We start from the raw sequence: 17,627 nt of genomic DNA on the forward strand, positions 1-17,627 counted from the left end.
ACGGAAGTCTATTCCCGCCGGGAGGTGCGCTCGTCCGCGAGCGCCTCCAGAAGCAGGGCGATCTGTTGTGGGTTCTCCACACGAAGCTCGGCGGCGCTCTCCCCCGGTCCCACGCGGACGCCGAGATCGTCGCCGCTGAGCACGCGCATGGCGTCCTCGTCCGTGACGTCATCGCCCGCGAAAAGGATGGCGGTGGCGTCGAAATGCTCGCGCAGCGCGGTCATCGCGGCATCCTTGCCCTCGTTCCGCGACGAGAACTCGAGCACCCGGTGCCCCGAGCGGCGTCGCCAGTGCGGGAAGCGCTCCGCGACGAGCGCATCGATCTCGGCGAACACCGCCTTCTCGACCTCGGGTGTGGCCGTGCGGGTGTGCACACCCATTCCGAAGGTCTTGGGCTCGAGCTCCGCCCCCTCGTATCGATCGATGATCGGCCGCGCGGCCTCCCACAGCTCCTCTCGCGACCCCTCCGCGGTGTCGCCGTCGGCCTCGTTGGCACCGACTCCGGGATACCAGTACTGCGCACCGTGCGATCCGGCCAGCGCGATCAGCGAGTCATCCGTGTGCTCGGTGATCACCCGCAGATCGTGCATGCTGCGCCCGGAGACGTAGGCGACGACCGTGTCGGGGAGCGCCGCGAGACGGGCGACCTGCACCGCGACCTCGGGCAGAGCCCTGGCGGCCATCGGATCGGGGACGAGCGGAGATGCCGTGCCGTCGAAGTCCAGCGCGACGATCAGTCTGGGTGTGGCGGCGATGGCGCTCAGCGCCGGGTCTGCGGCTCCGGGGGTCCAGCTACGGGTCACAGTGTCTCCAATCGAGGCGGTGTCCTCCCAGTATGACCCGGCGGAACGGCGCGACCCGGCCGATCAGCGTCCGCGGACGTCCGCGAGTGCGCGCAGGAACGACGACGACCACGCGTTCACGTCGTTCTCCAGCACGCGACGTCGCAGCGACCGCATCCGCTTGCCCTGCTCAGCGGGCGTCATGGTGACCGCGGTCATGATCGCGTCCTTCAACCCGGCGATGTCGTGCGGGTTGACGCGCACCGCCTGCCGCAGCTCGTCGGCGGCGCCCGTGAACTCGCTCAGCACGAGCACCCCGCGATTGTCGGCCCGCGTCGCGACGTACTCCTTCGCGACGAGGTTCATGCCGTCGCGCAGCGCGGTCACGAGCATGACGTCGGCGGCGAGGTACAGTGCGACCATCTCCTCGCGCGGGTAGCCCTGGTGCAGATAGCGGATGGCGGTGTGCCCCATGGTGTCGTGATCGCCGTTGATGCGCCCGACCGCGAGTTCGATCTCGTCGCGAAGATGCACGTACGCGTCGACACGCTCTCGGCTCGGACTCGCGACCTGCACGAAGGTGACGTCGTCGACGCTCAGCTTGCCGTCTTCGAGGAGCTCGCCGTACGCCTTGATGCGATGCCGGATGCCCTTGGTGTAGTCGAGGCGGTCCACGCCCAGGAGGATCTTCTTCGGGTTGCCGAGGCTCGCTCTGATCTCGGCCGCGCGCGCTCGGACATCGGGGCGTGCCGCGAGCTCGAGGTACGGAGCGGTGTCGATCGAGATCGGGAAGGCCCGAGCGACGGCGGTGCGCGTGCCGCCCCCCTCGGTCGGGATGGTGACCGCCGACCCCTTCACCTCGTGACGCAGACGACGGCGCACAGCGGTCAGGAAGTAGGTGGCGTCCTGTGCGCGCTGGAAGCCGATGACATCAGCGCCGAGCAGGCCTTTGAGCACCTGATCACGCCACGGGAGCTGGGCATAGAGCCCGTGCGCAGGGAACGGGATGTGGTGGAAGTAGCCGATCGTGACATCGGGCCTCAGTTCGCGGATCATCTGCGGCACCAGCTGCAGCTGGTAGTCGTGCACCCAGACGGTGCCGTCCTGTGCGACGACGTCGGCGGCTGCCTCCGCGAAACGGCGGTTGACCTTGACGTACGCCTCCCACCATTCGCGGTGGTACTGCGGCGGCGCGATGACGTCGTGGTACAGCGGCCAGATCGTGTCGTTCGCGAAGCCCTCGTAGTAGTCGGCGACCTCCTCGGCGCTGAGCGGCACCGGGATCAGGTCGATGCCGTTGATCTCGAACCGATCCAGCTCGACATCCGGCTGGCCGGCCCACCCGACCCAGGCTCCGCGCGCACTGCGCATCATCGGCTCGAGTGCGGCGACCAGACCGCCCGGGGAGGTCCGCCACTCCTCGTCTCCGTCAGGACCCACGACCCGGTCGACGGGAAGTCGGTTGGCGACGACGACGAAATCTGCGACTGACATGGGTGAGTGCTCCTGACGATGCAGTGGGGGTGCTCCTCAGGCTACAGAAGCTCAGACCGAGGCTACGCGAGGTCGGGTGCCGCTCAGCCACCAGTTGACAAGCCCGGCGACGAAGGCTATCGCCGCAGAGATGATCGGCAGCACGAGAGCGCTGGTCGTTCCCGCGCTCTCGGCGAGCTCTCCCGCCACGGCCGCGCCGAGGGACTGGCCGACGACGATCCCCGAGCCGAGCATCGTCATCACGGTCGCCGAGCGCCCCAGAGGGCTGCGCGCAGCCCCGAAGCTGTACTGCGTGACGAGGGTCGGGCCGATGCCGATCCCCATGATCCCGAGAGCGATCATCATGGTCGCCGGCGAGTCGACGAGGAGGAGCAGCAGGCTTCCGCCGAGCAGGATGCCGGCGAACAGCAGCCAGCGCGCGCGGAGCGAGAACCGCACCGGGAGCCACGCGACGCCGAGCGCGAGAATCGCCGACCCGACGCCCATCACGCCGTAGAGGAGCCCTGCCTGTTCTGCGGCGCCGCGATCCGCCATGAAGGAGGTGAGCGATGTGAGCATCGTGCCGAAGAACATGCCGACGCCGAGGATGCCGACGACGACGATCAGCAGACGCGGGCTGAAGAGCTCGGTCACGGCCGACGGCGCCCGCCCGTCCTCGCCTCGGTGCACCGAGACGACACGCGCGCTCGGATGCAGGGCGAACGCGCCCACGAACACGACCGTGAGCACCGCCGCACCGATGAGCGGGGCCCACGGCGCGATGGCGGAGGCGAGGATGCCGACGATGAACGGGCCGAACACGAACACGGTCTCATCGGCGGCGGACTCATACGCCATGGTCCCCGAGACGGTGCGCGTGCGCGCCGCCTCAGGCATCCGATCGGCGATCATCGTCACGAGTCTGGATCGAGACATCGGAGCGACCTGCGGAGCGGTGGCGCCGATGCCGAACGCGGATATCAGCACCAGCGCGTCCGCTCCCCCCGTGTAGACGACGACGGTGAAGAGCACCAGCATCGCCCCGTTGGCGATCGCCAGGATCAGCAGCACCATGCGCTGTCCGAACCGATCGGCGGCGGCGCCGAGCAGAGGCCCGAAGCATGCTGTGCCGAGTCCGACGGCCGCGGAGGTGAGTCCGCCGAGCGAGAGCGAACCGCGCGCCGAGACGACGACCGTGAGCACTCCGACGACCATCATCGCGAACGGAAGCCGGGCGATGAACGCGATGATGAAATACGGGAGCCCCGCGATGCGGAGCAGTCCTCGCTCCTCAGCCGCGGGGATCGGGGCAGGGTGCTCGGGAATGGGAGTTGCGTGTGTCATGGGCTCTCGCGCGTCCACGGACGCGGGGTCGGGTGCCGCCGCTGTCCGCCGGGAAGCCGGCGGCCGGTAGATACACGGATTGCGGCCGCGGACCAGCCGCGACCCTTCCATGGTAGCGCGGTCGGCGGGACGACGCCTGGGTTCCCGGGCCGCCTCATCGGCGAACGGCTCTGACAGATTCCCCGCCGAGTTGTCAAGGCGGGGCGCGACGCAGCCGTCGACAGGTAGCGTGAAGTCATGAACTACCTCTCGGGCACCGGAATCGTCGGCGCGATCATGACGGGCGTCACTCTGCTCCGCGGATCCCGCGACACCAAGATCACCTGGCGCTCCGCCCTCGCGTGGGTGAGCTGGGGAATCACGCTCGCGCTGTCGATCGGCGCTGTCATCGACACCCGCCGCGCGAAGCAGGGTCGCCCCGTGTCGCCCGATTCGCCGGTCTATGCCAAGCAGCAGAAGGAGCGCGAGAAGGAAGCCAAGAAGCAGCGCTCCGAGGGCGTCAAGCCGATCAAGCGCTGAGTCTCAGCGGGTGAGGATCAGCGCCTCGCCCTGACCGCCTCCTCCGCATAGCCCCACAGCCGCGACGCCGCTTCCTCTGCGAGCGAGTTCGTGTGCCATGTGGACGACCAGACGTGTGCCTGACGCGCCGATCGGATGACCGATCGCGATGCCGCCGCCGTGGACGTTCACGATGTCGCTGGAGAGCCCGAGTTCGAGCTGCGATCGGGCGACGACCGCTCCGAAGGCCTCGTTGATCTCGACGACATCGAGGTCTGCGGCCGTGATGCCCTGCTTCTCGCACGCGCGTTCGATGGCCCGCGCGGGCTGCGCCTGCAGCGAGTTGTCCGGCCCTGCGGTCTGCCCGCTGGCGCCGACGGTGACGAGCACCGGCCAGCCTCTGGTCGCCGCCGTGGCGCGGGTCGTCACGACGACCGCCGACGCTCCGTCGGAGATCTGAGACGAATTGCCGGCCGTGATCGAGCCGCCCTCGGCGAACGCCGCCCGAAGGCCCGCGAGAGACTCGACGGTCGTGTCGGGCCTGATGCCCTCATCGGCGGTGACGAGCGTCGGCTCCCCCCGCCGCTGGGGAACGGCGACGGACACGATCTCATCGTCGAAGACGCCGGCGGCCTGAGCCGCCGAAGCACGCTGATGCGACAGCGCCGCCACCTGATCCTGAGCCCCGCGCGTCAGCTCGTAGCGGGCGTTGTGGCGCTCGGTGGACGCGCCCATGCTCTCTTTGTCGTGCGCGTCGGTGAGGCCGTCGTGGGCCATGTGATCGAGCACCTCCACGCTGCCGTACGTCCATCCGTCCCGCGACCCCATGAGCAGGTGCGGAGCCCTGGTCATGGATTCCATGCCCGCCGCGACGACGACCGCCGCGTCTCCCGTCCGGATCATCCGAGCCGCGTCGATGATCGCCGTGAGACCTGAGAGGCACACCTTGTTCACGGAATGGGCGGGAACGTCCCAGCCGATACCGGCTCCGATCGCCGCCTGTCTCGCTGCGTTCTGTCCCGAGCCGGCCGCGAGGACCTGGCCGATGATCACGGCGTCCACGTCCGAGGGATCGATCGACCCCTGTTCCAGGGCACCTCGGATCGCGAATGCGCCGAGCTCCGGCGCGCTGAAGCTCGCCAGCTGTCCCTTGAGGCGGCCCTGGGGAGTGCGTGCCGCGGCGACGATCACGACGTCCGCGTCGCTCGAGTGGTCTGGGGCGTTCATCTCCGCCTCTCCGTTCTGTGCGTTCATCGGTCGTGCAGTTCTTCGGGGACCGTGAGTGTCGGCTCCGTCGCCGCCACGACCTGCTCCACCGTCACGCCGGGTGCGAGCTCGACGAGCGAGAGACCGTCCGGTGTCACGTCGATCACCGCCAGGTCGGTGATGATGCGATCGACGACCCCGCGGCCTGTGAGCGGAAGCGAGCAGTCGTGCACGATCTTCGCCGATCCGTCCTTCGCGGTGTGCTCCATCAGCACGATGACGCGCGCGGCACCATGCACGAGATCCATCGCGCCGCCGGGTCCCTTCACCATCTTGCCCGGGATCATCCAGTTCGCGAGGTCTCCGGCGGCGGACACCTGCATGGCGCCGAGGATCGCCGCGTCGATCTTGCCGCCTCTGATCATGCCGAAACTCGTCGCGGAGTCGAAGTACGCGGCACCGGCCAGCACCGTGACGGTCTCTTTGCCGGCGTTGATCAGGTCCGGATCCACCGCGCCCTCGTGCGGGTACGGTCCGACGCCGAGGATGCCGTTCTCGGATTGCAGCACGACGGTCACCCCCTCGGGCACGTGGTTCGGCACGAGCGTGGGCAGCCCGATGCCGAGGTTGACATAGGAGCCGTCCCGCAGTTCTGCGGCAGCGCGAGCGGCCATCTCATCGCGTGTGAGCGCCATGTCAGACTCCTTCCGGCGTGACGGTTCGACGTTCGATGCGCTTCGGGATGTCGGTGCCGACCTCGACGACGCGGTGCACGAAGACACCCGGCAGATGGACGCGGTCCGGATCCAGCTCCCCCGGTTCGACGAGCTGCTCCACCTGCGCGATGCAGATTCGTCCGGCCATCCCCGCGAGCGGGTTGAAGTTGCGCGCCGCCTTGTTGAAGATCAGATTCCCGTGCCTGTCCCCCGCCAGCGCATGCACCAGCGCGAAATCGGTGGTGATCGCCTCTTCGAGCACATACTCGCGCGGCCCTGCCGCGGTGTCGAAGGTACGAACATCCTTCGCCGGAGACGCCACCGCGATGCTGCCGTCGGGGTTGTAGCGTCGCGGGAGCCCCCCTCGGCGACCTGCGTGCCGACGCCGGTCTGGGTGAAGAATGCGGCGATCCCAGACCCTCCCGCCCTGAGCTTCTCGGCGAGGGTTCCCTGCGGTGTCAGCTCGAGCTCGAGTTCGCCGGAGAGGAACTGCCGTTCGAACTCCTTGTTCTCCCCGACGTAGGACGAGGTCATCTTGCGGATCCGGCGAGCGGCGAGCAGGATGCCGAGCCCCCAGTCGTCCACTCCGCAGTTATTGCTGACGATGCTGAGCCCGCTCGTGCCCCGGGCGAGCAGTGCGTCGATGAGCGCAGTCGGATTCCCGGAGAGCCCGAATCCTCCGACGGCGAGAGACGCACCGTCCTCGATGTCTGCGACCGCTTCTTCGGCGCTCGCCCACTGTTTGTCGATCACGCATGCTCCTTCGAATGACGCTCGTTCCTTCAGCATCCGCTCTCCGGCATCCTCGAGGGAAGAACACTCTTGCGATGTGGACACATCAACGAATAGCGTCCACATTATGGAACCCTCCGCCTCGATTCCCGGAACGCAGGCGATCGCGCGCGCCGCGAAGCTCTTGAGGCTCGTGACCTCCAGCGGCCACGACGGTGCGTCGCTCCAGGAGCTGTCCGCGTCCGCCGGGTTGTCCCGCTCGACCGCGCATCGCCTGCTCTCCGCACTTCGCGCCGAGGGTCTGGTCGACCGCGACGAGTCCTCCACTCGCTGGATGCCCGGGCCGGAGCTCTATCTCATGGGATCCGTCGCCGCAGCCCGTTACGACGTGACTGCCCTGGGGCGTGATATCGTCCGCTCGCTCGCGGTCAAGACCGAGGAGAGCGCCTTCCTCTCGGTGCGCCGTGCCGATGAGACGGTGTGCCTCGTCCGCGAGGAGGGCTCCTTCCCGATCCGGTCATTCGTGCTGAGCGAGGGCGTGCGGTTTCCGCTCGGCGTGGCAAGCGCCGGGCTCGCCATCCTGGCATTCCTCCCTGACCACGATGTGGACGCCTATCTGGAGCGTCATCCGGAGCTCGAGGCCAACTGGGGCAGATCTCACGGCGCCGCACCTCTGCGAACACGGCTGGCCGAGACGAAGGAGAGAGGCTATGCGGTGAATCCGGGGCTGATCGTGGAGGGCAGCTGGGGTCTCGGCGCGGCGGTCTTCGATCGCTCGGGTCGACCGGAATGGGCCTTGAGCCTGACCGGCGTGGGATTCCGCTTCGGCCCTGATCGGATCGGCGAGCTGGGCAGGACGCTCCTCGCCCATGCGCACCAGCTCTCGGCTCGGATCGCGGGGGCTCGGCGCTGACCCCGACTTTTACATACCAGGGGGTATATACTTTCTGGTATGAATCGTCAGGATGTCATCCCCTCGCTCGTGCTCTCCGGGTATGCGCTCGGCCGGATCGCCGCACAGGACGCCGGCAATGATGCGCCTGCCGCGCAGTGGCGGGTGCTGAGTCTGCTCGAGCAGTCCGGGCCCAAGCGGGTCGGAGAGCTCGCGGCAGCCGCACGCACGACCCAGCCCGGGATGACCCGGCTCATCGGGAATCTCGAGCGCGAGGGATTGGTCCTTCGCTCCCCCGTCGCCGAGGACTCTCGCGCGACCGCCGTCGCCATCACCGTGGCCGGGTCCCGCGCGCTGCAGTCATGGCGCGAAGAGTTCCGTGACACGCTCGCCCCTCGCTTCGCCGACCTCGACGGCGACGAATGGAGCATCCTGACGCGCGCCGCCGAGATCCTCGCGGCGCACACCACCACCGACTCGACAGGAGCAGCAGCGTGAACACCCCCGCCACCTCAGTGTGGAAGCAACCAGCCCAGGTCTGGGCCGTCGCCTTCGCGTGCGTCGTCGCATTCATGGGCATCGGCCTCGTGGATCCCATCCTCCCCGCGATCGCGGAATCCCTGCAGGCGACCCCGTTCGAGACGGAGCTCCTGTTCACGAGCTATCTCGCGGTCACCGGTCTCGCGATGCTCGTGACCAGCTGGATCTCGAGCCGCATCGGCGCCAAGAAGACGCTTCTGATCGGGCTGGCGCTCATCGTGGTGTTCGCCCTGCTCTGCGCGCTCAGCGGCAGCGTCGACGCGGTCATCGGCTTCCGCGCAGGATGGGGTCTGGGCAACGCGCTGTTCATCTCCACCGCTCTCGCGACGATCGTTGGCGCGGCATCGGGGGGCAGCTCAGCTGCGATCGTCCTCTACGAGGCAGCCCTCGGGCTCGGTATCGCCATCGGCCCGCTTCTGGGCGGCCTGCTGGGCGAGCAGAGCTGGCGTGCACCGTTCTTCGGAGTGGTGGTGCTCATGGCGATCGCCTTCCTCGCCGTGCTCGTGCTTCTGCGCGGACCCGAGGACAAGCGCGCGCCCATCCCGTTCTCGGCACCCTTCAGGGCCCTGGGTCGTCCTGCACTCGCGATTCTCGCGATCGCGGCCTTCTTCTACAACATCGGCTTCTTCATCCTGCTCGCGTTCTCGCCGTTCCCTCTGGGCTTCGGGGCCATGGGGATCGGCTTCACGTTCTTCGGCTGGGGCCTCGCCCTCGCCATCACGAGCGTCTGGGTGGCTCCCCTGCTCATGCGCCGGATGTCCCGCACGAGCGTGATCCTCACCGTCCTGCCGCTTCTCGCCGTGGATCTGATCATCGCCGGCCTGCTGGTCGAATCCGCCACTGCGCTGGTCGTGTGCATCGTCATCGGCGGACTGCTGCTGGGTGTGATGAACACCGTGCTCACCGAAGCGGTGATGGAGGCCACGGACCTGCCCCGCTCGGTCGCATCGTCGGCGTACTCGTCGGTGAGGTTCCTCGGCGGAGCCATCGCGCCGCCCCTCGCAGCGGCTCTCTGGCACGCGTTCAACGCGACGATCCCGTATCTGGTCGCCGCTCTCGCCGTGCTCATCGCAGCGGCGACGATCTTCTGCGGCAGGAAGATCCTCGCGCACATCGACGACGAGCCCGACGACGCCGCGATCGAGGACGCGCAGGCCATCCTGCTCGGCGACGCCGGGTGACACGCCAGCCTGCTGCGTTCGATGCCGTGGGGCGATGAGCGAGCTCTCAGAGCGCAGCAGACCCACCGGCGGCGCTGTCATCGCAGTCGCCTGATCCACCTACTTGACGGTGACCGTGATCTCCGCGGTCTTCTGGTCGTCGAGGTCCTCGGGAACGGCGCCGCGGAATCGGTACTCGAACTGGATCACGGTGGTTCCCTCACCCACGGGCGCGAAGCGGTAGGTGAGCGCGCTCGGCGCTCCGGTCTCACCCTCCTCGCCCAGGTACCGCGACCGCTCGTCGCCCGGTCCCAGAACCGCCGGATCGGGCTCCCGCGTCAGCACCCACTCCTCACCGACGGTGGGATTGATGTCACCGAAGTCGACCACGAGCGCCTCATCCGGGGCCAGCGTCACCGAAGAGGCCGTATAGGCGATGCTCGTCTCGAGCCCAGCCGAGCATGCGGTGAGCGGAAGACTGCAGACGGCCACGATCGCTCCGACTGCGAATCTCTTCACCCGTGCGCGCATCGCCACCCCTTAGCGTTTGCATCAAACTAGCGCACGGAAAGCGATGTCGGCGGCATCACCGCGACGCAGAAAAGCCCCGATGACTGGCGAGAGTCATCGAGGCTGATCCGTGCACCCCCTCGGACTTGAACCGAGAACCCACTGATTAAGAGTCAGTTGCTCTGCCGATTGAGCTAGAGGTGCGTGGCGCGGTATTCCCCGGCCGAGGAATTACATTACCAGCCGATCGCCGCGGTGCGAAATCGAGTCGGGTACCACGTGTTCGCCGCGCGTGTCGCCCCGTGTCAAGAGCCGTCGGGTCCCGGGGCGGGGCGGTTATCCTGGAGATGTGACCGCCTCCCCCCGCGTCGACGACTTCTCTCGCGACCTCGCACTCGCCCTTCGACTCGCCGACGCCGCAGATGCGCAGTCGCTCCCCCGGTTCGACAGCTCCGACCTGGAGATCTCGACCAAAGCGGACAATTCGCATGTCACCGATGCGGACCTCGCCACCGAACGGGCGATCCGCGCCATCCTGTCGACCGAACGGCCCGACGACGGCATCTTCGGCGAGGAGTTCGGCGCCGAGGGCAGCACCCATCGGCAGTGGATCATCGATCCCATCGACGGCACCGCGAACTTCCTCCGCGGAGTGCCGCTGTGGGGCACGATGATCGCCCTCGCGGTCGACGGCGTACCGCAGGTCGGAGTGGTCAGCATGCCCGCGATCGGACGCCGCTGGTGGGCGGCGTCAGGGTCAGGGGCATGGACGGCGACGGATGCCGAACCGCGCCGCGTCTCGGCATCCTCCGTGTCGTCTCTCGATGGCGCGAGCGTGAGCTTCCAGAGCATCACCCAATGGGCCGAGTCCGGTCACCTCGACCAACTGCTGAAGCTGGCCGACCGGGTATGGCGCGACCGCGCCTACGGAGACATCTACGCCTACATGCTCCTGGCCGAGGGGCGGATCGACATGGTCGCGGAATTCGGCGTCAAGGAGTACGACGTCGCGGCCGCAGTCCCGATCGTGCGCGAGGCGGGCGGTCGGATGACCGGTTTCGACGGCGCAGAGACGATCTCCGACCTTTCGGCGCTGGCCACCAACGGCATCCTCCACGACGCGTTCCTCGCACTTCTGCACGACTGACCCCCGATGAAGGCACGCGCGATGAACCGCTTCACCTCCGCCGCACTCGGTGCGCTCCTGCTCACCGTCGCGCTCGTCTCCTGCGCAGCGACGCCCGAGGGAGCGCCGTCGCCCACGCCCGACTCGCCGAAGCCCTCCCCCACGGCGACTGCGGAGCCGGCAGCCACTCCCACACCCTCCCCGGCGGTGGAGCCAGCCTGCGACACGATCGTCTCGGCCGGAACCGTGCAGGCACTCACCGATCAGGGGTGGACCTTCGAGGAGAAGGAGTTCGTGGTGGGTGGCGTGACGCTCGCCGACGGGCTCCTCTGCTTCTGGGCCGACTACAGCGTCGCCTCAGATCACGGTCAGCTCTACGGGTGGTCGACGATCAGCGCCGAAGACGCCACTGCTGCACAGACCTCCCTCCTCGGAGAGGGCTGGACCCGCGAGGACGGGCCCGACGGCATCTACATCACCGAGAACCCGCAGTTCGCGATGGGCACCGACGAAGACGGCTACGGCATGACGTATCTGTTCGGCGACGGCTGGGTGAAGTTCGCGGACACGCGCCAGGGCCTCATCCTGATCGAGTGGGCCGGCTGACGCTCACTCGACCGGAGAATCGATCACCTCGTCAACGAGGAGGATGCCGCCTGTCGAGTTCACCGACTGCATCAGATCGTCGATCCACCGCGGGTTCAGCTGAGGCTGCTCCGGCTCGTCGAAGGTGAAGCGCAGCGGGATGGACGGATGGATCCAGATGGTGGATCGCCCGCCGGGCTCTCCCTCGGGATGACGCCATGACAGGGTGAAGCTCTCCTGACGTCGGAGCTTGGTCGCGATGACGATCTTCAGATGCGCGAGTGCTCGATCCTCGATGTGGATCGGAACGTCCGACGCGCCATAGAACAGCGTTGCCATGCGAACCAGAATACTGGCACAGGTGGCTCGGAACGCGCATCTGACGTGGCAGGGAGGAGCTCGTCCTGCGCGGTGTATCGTCGCACGCATGGACTCCCCGCTCGCTGACATCGCAGTGGAGCTGTACACGGGGTCACCTGCAGAGTTCGTGAGCGCACGCAACGCGCGCGCCGCCGAGGCCGACGACGCGGGCCTCGCCGCGCAGATTCGCGATCTGAAGAAGCCGTCGGTCGCCGCCTGGGTGGTCAACGTCTTCGCACACGAGCGCGCCGCGCAACTCGGAGAAGCGCTTCAACTCGCCGAAGAGCTCCGCGAAGCTCAGGCGGACCTGGATGCTCGCGCGCTCGCGCAGCTCGGTCGCGACCGCCGCGCCCTCACGAGCCGACTCGCGGCAGATGCCGCTGCGCTCGCTGAAGCGCGCGGACAGCGCGTCACGGCTTCGACGAGAGAGGCGGTTCAGCAGACCATCAGCGCGGCCTTCTTCGATCCGACTGCGGCCGCCGCCGTCGCCTCGGCGAGGCTCGTGCGCGAGCTGGAACCGGCCGGCACGTTCGCCGACATCGCCGACACCCTCGTGGGTGGAGGCGCACCCGCACCGCCCGCGATCTCGCCCACACCCGTCGACGAGGTGCGGTCACGCAGAGAGCGACGGGACGCGGAACGGGCCGTCAGAGAAGCCCAGAAGGCTCACGACACGGCGGCACGCGAAGCGGCGACGGCCGACCGAGCACTCCGCGATGCTGCGGTGAGGATCGAAGCCCTCACACGCCGTGAGCGTGAACTCGAAGCTGACCTGGCGAACGTCCGTCATGAAGCGAAGCGCGCGCGAGAAGACGCCGAGGAGGCGGAGGCCGAACAGGAATCGCTCGCGCAGCGAGTGCGGGAGTCGGAGGAGCATCTCCGCACCGCAGAGGACGCTCTCGACCGACTCACCACCGGCTGACCACCGACGCGGGAGGACGTGTCAGCGGACGCACGCGCCGTCGAACGGCCTCGACAGCGTACCGGTATTCTGTGTGTATCCTGAGCGCGAGGCTCCACGGCGGAGCCGATTTCACAGGGAGTGGCATGCGCAATCGGTTCCTGAGTGCCATTCTCGTCGCGACCGCGGTCGTCGCAGGCTCGCTCACTCCGTCAGCGGCGGTGGCAGCGCCTCCGCCATCGACGGAAAGGGTACCCGTCGGCACGCTCCTCGATCAGCTGCGTGTCGAGGCTCCGTCCACCGTGAAGTACGACCGCGACCTCTTCTTCGAAGGCGCGGATCTCGACGGGGACGGATGCCGCACCCGTCAGGAGGTGCTGCTCGAGGAGTCGGACATTCCGACGACCGTCACCGGCGCGTGCACCGTCACTGGAGGTCAGTGGTTCTCCTACTACGACAACGTCACGCACATCGACCCCGCCGCGATCGAGATGGATCACCTTGTCGCGCTCAAGGAAGCGTGGGCGTCCGGCGCGTGGGCCTGGACCGACGCGCAACGACCGAGCTACTCCAACGACCTCGACGACCAGCGCACCCTGACCATGGTCACCGCCGCCGTGAACACCGCGAAGGCCGACAAGGATCCTGCATCGTGGTTGCCTCCATACCGGCCGATGCGGTGCACCTATGCCTCCGAGTGGGTCGCGGTGAAGTGGCGGTGGAACCTGTCCGTCGACCCCGTCGAGAAGAGTGCCATCCAGACGCTCCTCCAAGAATGCGGCCCCCAGTGGGACGCCTGGATGCCGGCGACGCCCACCGTCGGACGGCCCTCCGCGCCGCCGATGCCAGACCCCGTCGGCGTGTACCGGTTCTGGAGCCCCGTCTACCAGGGGCACTTCTTCACCACTGACCCGACGGAGCGCGATCAGATCATCGCCCGTTGGCCGAATGTCTGGACCTACGAGGGGCAGCGGTACACCGCGTTCACGACCCAGGTCGCCGGAACCATCCCGCTCTACAGGTTCTGGAGCAGCACGTACTCGGGACATTTCTACACCGCAGACCCCGCCGAGCGCGCGGCTGTCATCGCCAAGTGGCCGAACATCTGGAAAGACGAAGGGATCGCGTACTACGTCTACCCGGCCGACTCCACGCAGGCCGGCACCGTTCCCGTCGCGCGGTTCTGGTCGAACTCCGCGGCTCATCACTTCTACACCGCGGACGCGGCCGAACGAGATGCAGTCCTCGCCAAGTGGTGGCGGGTGTGGATCTACGAAGGCGACAACTTCCGAGTACCGTCCTCAGGCATCCCCGTCCCTCAGCCGCCTCAGCAACCTCAACCGCCTCAGCAACCGGGGAACCCCGGGGACACGCGGAATTGCACGGACTTCGCGAACTACGCTGCAGCGAAGGAATGGTTCGACCGGTTCTACCCCTACCACGGCGACGTCGCAAAGCTCGACGTCGACAACGACGGCATCCCCTGCGAGACCCTGCCTGGCGCGCCGTAGGCCGAGCCTGAGCCGCGTCGATTCCCGATCACGCACACAAAAAAGACCCGCCTCCCTTCGTGATCTTCACCAGGGAGGCGGGCCTTCTTGCTTGTGACAGCGACGTGGTGGAGCTGGGGGGAATCGAACCCCCGTCCAACGCTGAGTCTCCACGCCTTCTCCGGGCGCAGTCTGTGAAGACGTTCTGCTCGGCTCCGACCTTTGTCACAGACACCTAAGTCGACGAGCCCAGCCTGGGAAGAGTCCCACGTGACGTCCAGACGCCATCACGCAGCAAGATTCCTAAATGACGCCAGGATCCGTATCGGAATCACATACGGCCTGACGGACTATCGGGCTCGCTTATGCAGCGAGGGCGAAGTCGTTGCGCTTGGTTTCGGCAACTATTTTTTTGCAGAGAGCGTTTACGAGATAACTCTGCATCCTCGGCCCGCTTCTCGTGGATTCACAGGCGCTGTCGAAACCGATCAGCCCCGTGGTCCTTCTCTCGAAGGAGCCGCTGTCACTCTGTGTACTTATCATCCCGGGAACCGGAGTCCCCGAGCCTCACAGACTACAACGTTCGCGAGGCCTTCGCCATTCCATGCCCTGGCGTAGAGTCACGACATGAGCGAAGTCACCGTCACCGTCCGCGGCGAGCACGAGGCGCGAGTTGCGCCCGAGCGCGCCACCATCCACGTCAGTGTCCGCGCAGACGGCGCCGACCGCGCAGGAGTGGTCGATAGCGTGATGCATCTCACCGAGCCGGTGCGCGAGAGCATCACCGCGCGGCTGGACACGGGCATCGTCGTCGACTGGTCCAGCAAGCGGTTGTCCGTGCGCGCCGAGCGCCCGTGGAACTCGGAGGGCACGCAGCTCGCGCCCGTTCACTACGCCGGCGTGGATCTGACTGCGACGTTCGCCGAGGCCTCGGCGCTCTCGCTCTGGGTGTCCGAGGTCTCGGCATGGGACGGTGTCGAGGTCGGCTGGGTCGACTGGCACCTCACCGCCGAGACGAGGTCCCGGGTCGAACGGGAGGTCGCGGCGCAGGCCGTCGGAGCGGCCGTGACTCGCGCGCAGGCATACGCCACAGCGCTCGGACTCGGTTCTGTCGTTCCCGTCGAGATCGCCGATGTCGGGCTGATCGCCCCCGCACCCGTTCAGCCGCTCGCGGGCATGCCCAAGATGCGCGGGACGATGATGCAGGAGTCCCAGGACGTGGGCGGGCCGTCAATGGACTACGAACCCGACGAGATCGTCATCTCCGCAACGGTCGAGGCGCGATTCGTCGCGCGCTGAACCGCGCCCCGCACCGCAAAGCGGTCAGGCGTCGATCGCGAACGGCGCCAGATCGGCGGCGAGTCGCTCCGACACACGCGCGTGCACGACTGTGCCCTGCTCGCTGTGGTCCACCGCCAGCAGCATCCCGGTCTCGTGGATCGCCGCGACCAGATCACCCCTGTCATAGGGAACGACCGCGTGCACCTCCACGGCCGGCTTCGGAAGCGCCTCTTCGATCGCCGCTCGAAGCTCTTCGATGCCCTCGCCCGACCGGGATGAGACGAAATGCGCCGTGGGCTCGAGGCCTCGCAGTACGAGACGCTCGTCGTCGTCGATCAGATCGGCCTTGTTGAACACCACGAGCTCGGGCATATCACGCACACCGACGTCGCCCATGACGTCCCGCACGGTCTGCAGTTGGCCGGCGGGGTCGGGGTGAGATCCGTCAACGACGTGCAGCACGACGTCGGCGTCGCCGACCTCTTCCAACGTGGATCGGAAAGCCTCGACGAGCTGGTGCGGAAGGTTGCGCACGAAGCCGACGGTGTCCGTCAGCGTGTACACACGCCCGTCCGACGTCTCCGAGCGGCGGACCGTCGCATCCAGCGTCGCGAACAGTGCGTTCTCCACGAGCACCCCTGCGCTCGTGAGAGCGTTGAGAAGGCTCGACTTGCCGGCGTTGGTGTATCCGGCGATGGCCACGGAAGGAATCGTGTTGCGCTTGCGCTCGGCACGCTTGGCCTCTCGCGCCGGGCCGAAGTCACGGATCTGCCGACGAAGGAGCGCCATCTTGGTGCGGATGCGGCGACGGTCGAGCTCGATCTTCGTCTCACCGGGGCCACGGGAGCCCATTCCGGCACCACCGGCACCGACCTGGCCACCCGCCTGACGGCTCATCGAGTCACCCCAGCCGCGCAGGCGCGGCAGGAGGTACTCGAGCTGCGCGAGTTCGACCTGGGCTTTGCCCTCACGGCTCTTGGCGTGCTGGCTGAAGATATCGAGGATGACGGTGGTGCGGTCGATGACCTTGACCTTGACCACGTCCTCGAGAGCTCGTCGCTGGCTGGGGGCGAGTTCCGTGTCGGCGATCACGGTGTCCGCGCCCGTGGCCGCCACGATGTCCTTCAGCTCCTGCGCCTTGCCGCGCCCGATGTAGGTCGCGGCGTCCGGGTGCGGCCGCCTCTGCAGAACGCCATCGAGGACGACGGCTCCTGCGGTCTCCGCGAGGGCTGCGAGTTCGCGGAGCGAGTTCTCCGCGTCTTCCTGAGCGCCCTGCGGATACACGCCGACCAGCACCACGTTCTCGAGCCGGAGCTGGCGGTACTCGACCTCCGTGACGTCTTCGAGTTCTGTGGAGAGACCGCCGACGCGCCGCAGCGCATGACGATCCTCGAGGTCCCACTGGTCGCCGTCCGAGAACGCGTGTGACGCGGTGGACTGGTCCTGCAGCGCCTGAGCGGCGCCGAAGACTCGTGCCTCCGTCCGCTTCTCCGCATTCGCGAGAACGCGATCGACTGCTTCGTCACCTGTGGAGTGTGTGCTGGTCTCCGTCATCCGTCCCTTATCTCTGGGTTTTGTTGCGAGCCTTAACCTTAGCCCGCGCTGTCCGCTACGCTCACGGTATGGGGTCCGACCATTACTTCACCGCGGCCCCGGCAAGCCCCGAGAACCTGCGATCGATCCGTGTGACGCTCGCAGGCCGAGAGCTGGACGTCACCACTGCTGGCGGCGTCTTCAGCCCGGATCGGCTGGATGCCGGTACTGCCGTCCTTCTCGCAAACACGCCTCCGGTTCCGCCGGGAGGCCATCTTCTCGACCTCGGAAGCGGGTGGGGACCGGTCACGCTGTCGATGGCATTGGCCGCGCCCCATGCGACCGTATGGGCGGTCGATGTGAACGAGCGGGCTCTGGATCTCGTGCGTCGCAACGCCGCGGCTCATGGTCTCAAGAATGTCAACGCCTCACTGCCCGAGGATGTTCCCGCTGACGTGACTTTCCGCTCGATCCGCTCGAATCCTCCGATCCGCGTCG

18 protein-coding genes, 1 tRNA gene, 1 other RNA gene and 1 pseudogene are annotated in these 17,627 nt (G+C 67.5%); 10 read left to right on the plus strand and 11 right to left on the minus strand.

Annotated elements, in window-relative coordinates; translation table 11 throughout:
• Positions 1-8: 8 nt before the first annotated feature.
• The 3 genes from otsB to ACZZZQ_RS18070 all read right to left on the minus strand — a co-directional run bounded on the left by otsB (position 9) and on the right by ACZZZQ_RS18070 (position 3,599).
• A complete protein-coding gene (gene otsB, locus ACZZZQ_RS18060) occupies positions 9-803 on the minus strand; it encodes a trehalose-phosphatase (protein WP_083569323.1) in 795 nt (264 codons plus the stop codon).
• A 63-nt stretch (positions 804-866) separates the two neighbouring features.
• Positions 867-2,276, minus strand: a complete 1,410-nt coding sequence (locus ACZZZQ_RS18065) for an alpha,alpha-trehalose-phosphate synthase (UDP-forming) (RefSeq protein WP_056278630.1) — start codon at positions 2,274-2,276, stop codon at positions 867-869.
• 51 nt (positions 2,277-2,327) lie between these two features.
• Positions 2,328-3,599: an MFS transporter gene (locus ACZZZQ_RS18070; RefSeq protein WP_072591164.1), complete on the minus strand. Its 1,272-nt coding sequence runs from the start codon at positions 3,597-3,599 to the stop codon at positions 2,328-2,330.
• Between the two features lie 237 nt (positions 3,600-3,836).
• On the opposite strand from ACZZZQ_RS18070, the gene ACZZZQ_RS18075 reads away from it, so the two are divergent.
• A complete protein-coding gene (locus ACZZZQ_RS18075) occupies positions 3,837-4,118 on the plus strand; it encodes a hypothetical protein (protein ID WP_053095855.1) in 282 nt (93 codons plus the stop codon).
• A 3-nt stretch (positions 4,119-4,121) separates the two neighbouring features.
• Here the strand turns inward: ACZZZQ_RS18075 and ACZZZQ_RS18080 are convergent, their stop codons facing one another.
• From ACZZZQ_RS18080 to ACZZZQ_RS18090, 3 genes and pseudogenes are all read right to left on the minus strand, one after another.
• On the minus strand, positions 4,122-5,324 hold the full coding sequence (locus tag ACZZZQ_RS18080) for an acetyl-CoA C-acetyltransferase (RefSeq protein ID WP_463508067.1): 1,203 nt from the start codon (positions 5,322-5,324) through the stop codon (positions 4,122-4,124).
• A 23-nt stretch (positions 5,325-5,347) separates the two neighbouring features.
• A complete protein-coding gene (locus tag ACZZZQ_RS18085; protein ID WP_463508068.1) occupies positions 5,348-5,998 on the minus strand; it encodes a CoA transferase subunit B in 651 nt (216 codons plus the stop codon).
• Between the two features lies 1 nt (position 5,999).
• Positions 6,000-6,772, minus strand: a pseudogene (locus tag ACZZZQ_RS18090) (CoA transferase subunit A).
• A 106-nt stretch (positions 6,773-6,878) separates the two neighbouring features.
• Between ACZZZQ_RS18090 and ACZZZQ_RS18095 the strand changes: the two are divergent.
• Genes ACZZZQ_RS18095 through ACZZZQ_RS18105 form a run of 3 tightly spaced genes read left to right on the plus strand, consistent with a single transcriptional unit; the run spans position 6,879 to position 9,364 of the window.
• Positions 6,879-7,664 carry an IclR family transcriptional regulator gene (locus ACZZZQ_RS18095; RefSeq protein WP_053095854.1) on the plus strand — a complete coding sequence of 262 codons (786 nt, stop codon included), beginning with the start codon at positions 6,879-6,881 and terminating at the stop codon, positions 7,662-7,664.
• A 39-nt stretch (positions 7,665-7,703) separates the two neighbouring features.
• Positions 7,704-8,141, plus strand: coding sequence for a MarR family winged helix-turn-helix transcriptional regulator (locus ACZZZQ_RS18100; RefSeq protein WP_230100565.1), 438 nt, complete (start codon positions 7,704-7,706; stop codon positions 8,139-8,141).
• Entirely contained in the window at positions 8,138-9,364 is a 1,227-nt protein-coding gene (locus tag ACZZZQ_RS18105) for an MFS transporter (protein WP_056278628.1), read from the plus strand. Before ACZZZQ_RS18100 ends, ACZZZQ_RS18105 begins: the two co-directional genes overlap by 4 nt.
• 99 nt (positions 9,365-9,463) lie before the next feature.
• On the opposite strand, the gene ACZZZQ_RS18110 is transcribed toward ACZZZQ_RS18105, so the two are convergent.
• Positions 9,464-9,874 carry a protease inhibitor I42 family protein gene (locus ACZZZQ_RS18110; RefSeq protein ID WP_072591162.1) on the minus strand — a complete coding sequence of 137 codons (411 nt, stop codon included), beginning with the start codon at positions 9,872-9,874 and terminating at the stop codon, positions 9,464-9,466.
• Positions 9,875-9,984: 110 nt separating this feature from the next.
• Positions 9,985-10,057 (minus strand) — tRNA-Lys (locus ACZZZQ_RS18115).
• A 145-nt stretch (positions 10,058-10,202) separates the two neighbouring features.
• Here ACZZZQ_RS18115 and ACZZZQ_RS18120 point away from each other — a divergent pair.
• Positions 10,203-11,000 (plus strand): inositol monophosphatase family protein, encoded by a 798-nt coding sequence (locus tag ACZZZQ_RS18120; protein WP_463508069.1) that lies wholly within the window; start codon positions 10,203-10,205, stop codon positions 10,998-11,000.
• A gap of 21 nt (positions 11,001-11,021) precedes the next feature.
• On the plus strand, positions 11,022-11,585 hold the full coding sequence (locus ACZZZQ_RS18125; RefSeq protein ID WP_320488081.1) for a hypothetical protein: 564 nt from the start codon (positions 11,022-11,024) through the stop codon (positions 11,583-11,585).
• A 3-nt stretch (positions 11,586-11,588) separates the two neighbouring features.
• On the opposite strand, the gene ACZZZQ_RS18130 is transcribed toward ACZZZQ_RS18125, so the two are convergent.
• Positions 11,589-11,903 carry a DUF7882 family protein gene (locus ACZZZQ_RS18130; RefSeq protein ID WP_285362958.1) on the minus strand — a complete coding sequence of 105 codons (315 nt, stop codon included), beginning with the start codon at positions 11,901-11,903 and terminating at the stop codon, positions 11,589-11,591.
• A gap of 88 nt (positions 11,904-11,991) precedes the next feature.
• On the opposite strand from ACZZZQ_RS18130, the gene ACZZZQ_RS18135 reads away from it, so the two are divergent.
• Positions 11,992-12,846 (plus strand): transposase, encoded by an 855-nt coding sequence (locus tag ACZZZQ_RS18135; protein WP_463508070.1) that lies wholly within the window; start codon positions 11,992-11,994, stop codon positions 12,844-12,846.
• Positions 12,847-12,971: 125 nt separating this feature from the next.
• The gene (locus ACZZZQ_RS18140) at positions 12,972-14,336 is read left to right on the plus strand and encodes an excalibur calcium-binding domain-containing protein (protein ID WP_463508071.1); all 1,365 of its coding nucleotides are present in this window, start codon (positions 12,972-12,974) and stop codon (positions 14,334-14,336) included.
• Between the two features lie 105 nt (positions 14,337-14,441).
• Here the strand turns inward: ACZZZQ_RS18140 and ssrA are convergent.
• Positions 14,442-14,811: a transfer-messenger RNA gene (gene ssrA / locus ACZZZQ_RS18145) on the minus strand.
• A 131-nt stretch (positions 14,812-14,942) separates the two neighbouring features.
• Here ssrA and ACZZZQ_RS18150 point away from each other — a divergent pair.
• Complete coding sequence (locus tag ACZZZQ_RS18150; protein WP_295103582.1) at positions 14,943-15,614, plus strand: SIMPL domain-containing protein; 672 nt, start codon at positions 14,943-14,945, stop codon at positions 15,612-15,614.
• Positions 15,615-15,638: 24 nt separating this feature from the next.
• Here ACZZZQ_RS18150 and hflX read toward each other — a convergent pair whose 3' ends face one another.
• On the minus strand, positions 15,639-16,973 hold the full coding sequence (gene hflX, locus ACZZZQ_RS18155) for a GTPase HflX (protein ID WP_372983662.1): 1,335 nt from the start codon (positions 16,971-16,973) through the stop codon (positions 15,639-15,641).
• 245 nt (positions 16,974-17,218) lie between these two features.
• On the opposite strand from hflX, the gene ACZZZQ_RS18160 reads away from it, so the two are divergent.
• On the plus strand, positions 17,219-17,627 hold a 409-nt coding region (locus ACZZZQ_RS18160), incomplete at its 3' end, for a class I SAM-dependent methyltransferase (protein ID WP_463508072.1).

It is taken from the genome of Microbacterium sp. AC132, assembly GCF_979258525.1.

Coding starts and splice junctions, on each gene's coding strand:
- ACZZZQ_RS18065 (WP_056278630.1), bottom strand. CDS start 2,276: ATGTCAGTCGCAGATTTCGTCGTCGTCGCCAACCGACTTCCCGTCGAC.
- ACZZZQ_RS18070 (WP_072591164.1), bottom strand. CDS start 3,599: ATGACACACGCAACTCCCATTCCCGAGCACCCTGCCCCGATCCCCGCG.
- ACZZZQ_RS18075 (WP_053095855.1), top strand. CDS start 3,837: ATGAACTACCTCTCGGGCACCGGAATCGTCGGCGCGATCATGACGGGC.
- ACZZZQ_RS18080 (WP_463508067.1), bottom strand. CDS start 5,324: ATGAACGCCCCAGACCACTCGAGCGACGCGGACGTCGTGATCGTCGCC.
- ACZZZQ_RS18085 (WP_463508068.1), bottom strand. CDS start 5,998: ATGGCGCTCACACGCGATGAGATGGCCGCTCGCGCTGCCGCAGAACTG.
- ACZZZQ_RS18095 (WP_053095854.1), top strand. CDS start 6,879: ATGGAACCCTCCGCCTCGATTCCCGGAACGCAGGCGATCGCGCGCGCC.
- ACZZZQ_RS18100 (WP_230100565.1), top strand. CDS start 7,704: ATGAATCGTCAGGATGTCATCCCCTCGCTCGTGCTCTCCGGGTATGCG.
- ACZZZQ_RS18110 (WP_072591162.1), bottom strand. CDS start 9,874: ATGCGCGCACGGGTGAAGAGATTCGCAGTCGGAGCGATCGTGGCCGTC.
- ACZZZQ_RS18125 (WP_320488081.1), top strand. CDS start 11,022: ATGAACCGCTTCACCTCCGCCGCACTCGGTGCGCTCCTGCTCACCGTC.
- ACZZZQ_RS18130 (WP_285362958.1), bottom strand. CDS start 11,903: ATGGCAACGCTGTTCTATGGCGCGTCGGACGTTCCGATCCACATCGAG.
- ACZZZQ_RS18135 (WP_463508070.1), top strand. CDS start 11,992: ATGGACTCCCCGCTCGCTGACATCGCAGTGGAGCTGTACACGGGGTCA.
- ACZZZQ_RS18140 (WP_463508071.1), top strand. CDS start 12,972: ATGCGCAATCGGTTCCTGAGTGCCATTCTCGTCGCGACCGCGGTCGTC.
- ACZZZQ_RS18150 (WP_295103582.1), top strand. CDS start 14,943: ATGAGCGAAGTCACCGTCACCGTCCGCGGCGAGCACGAGGCGCGAGTT.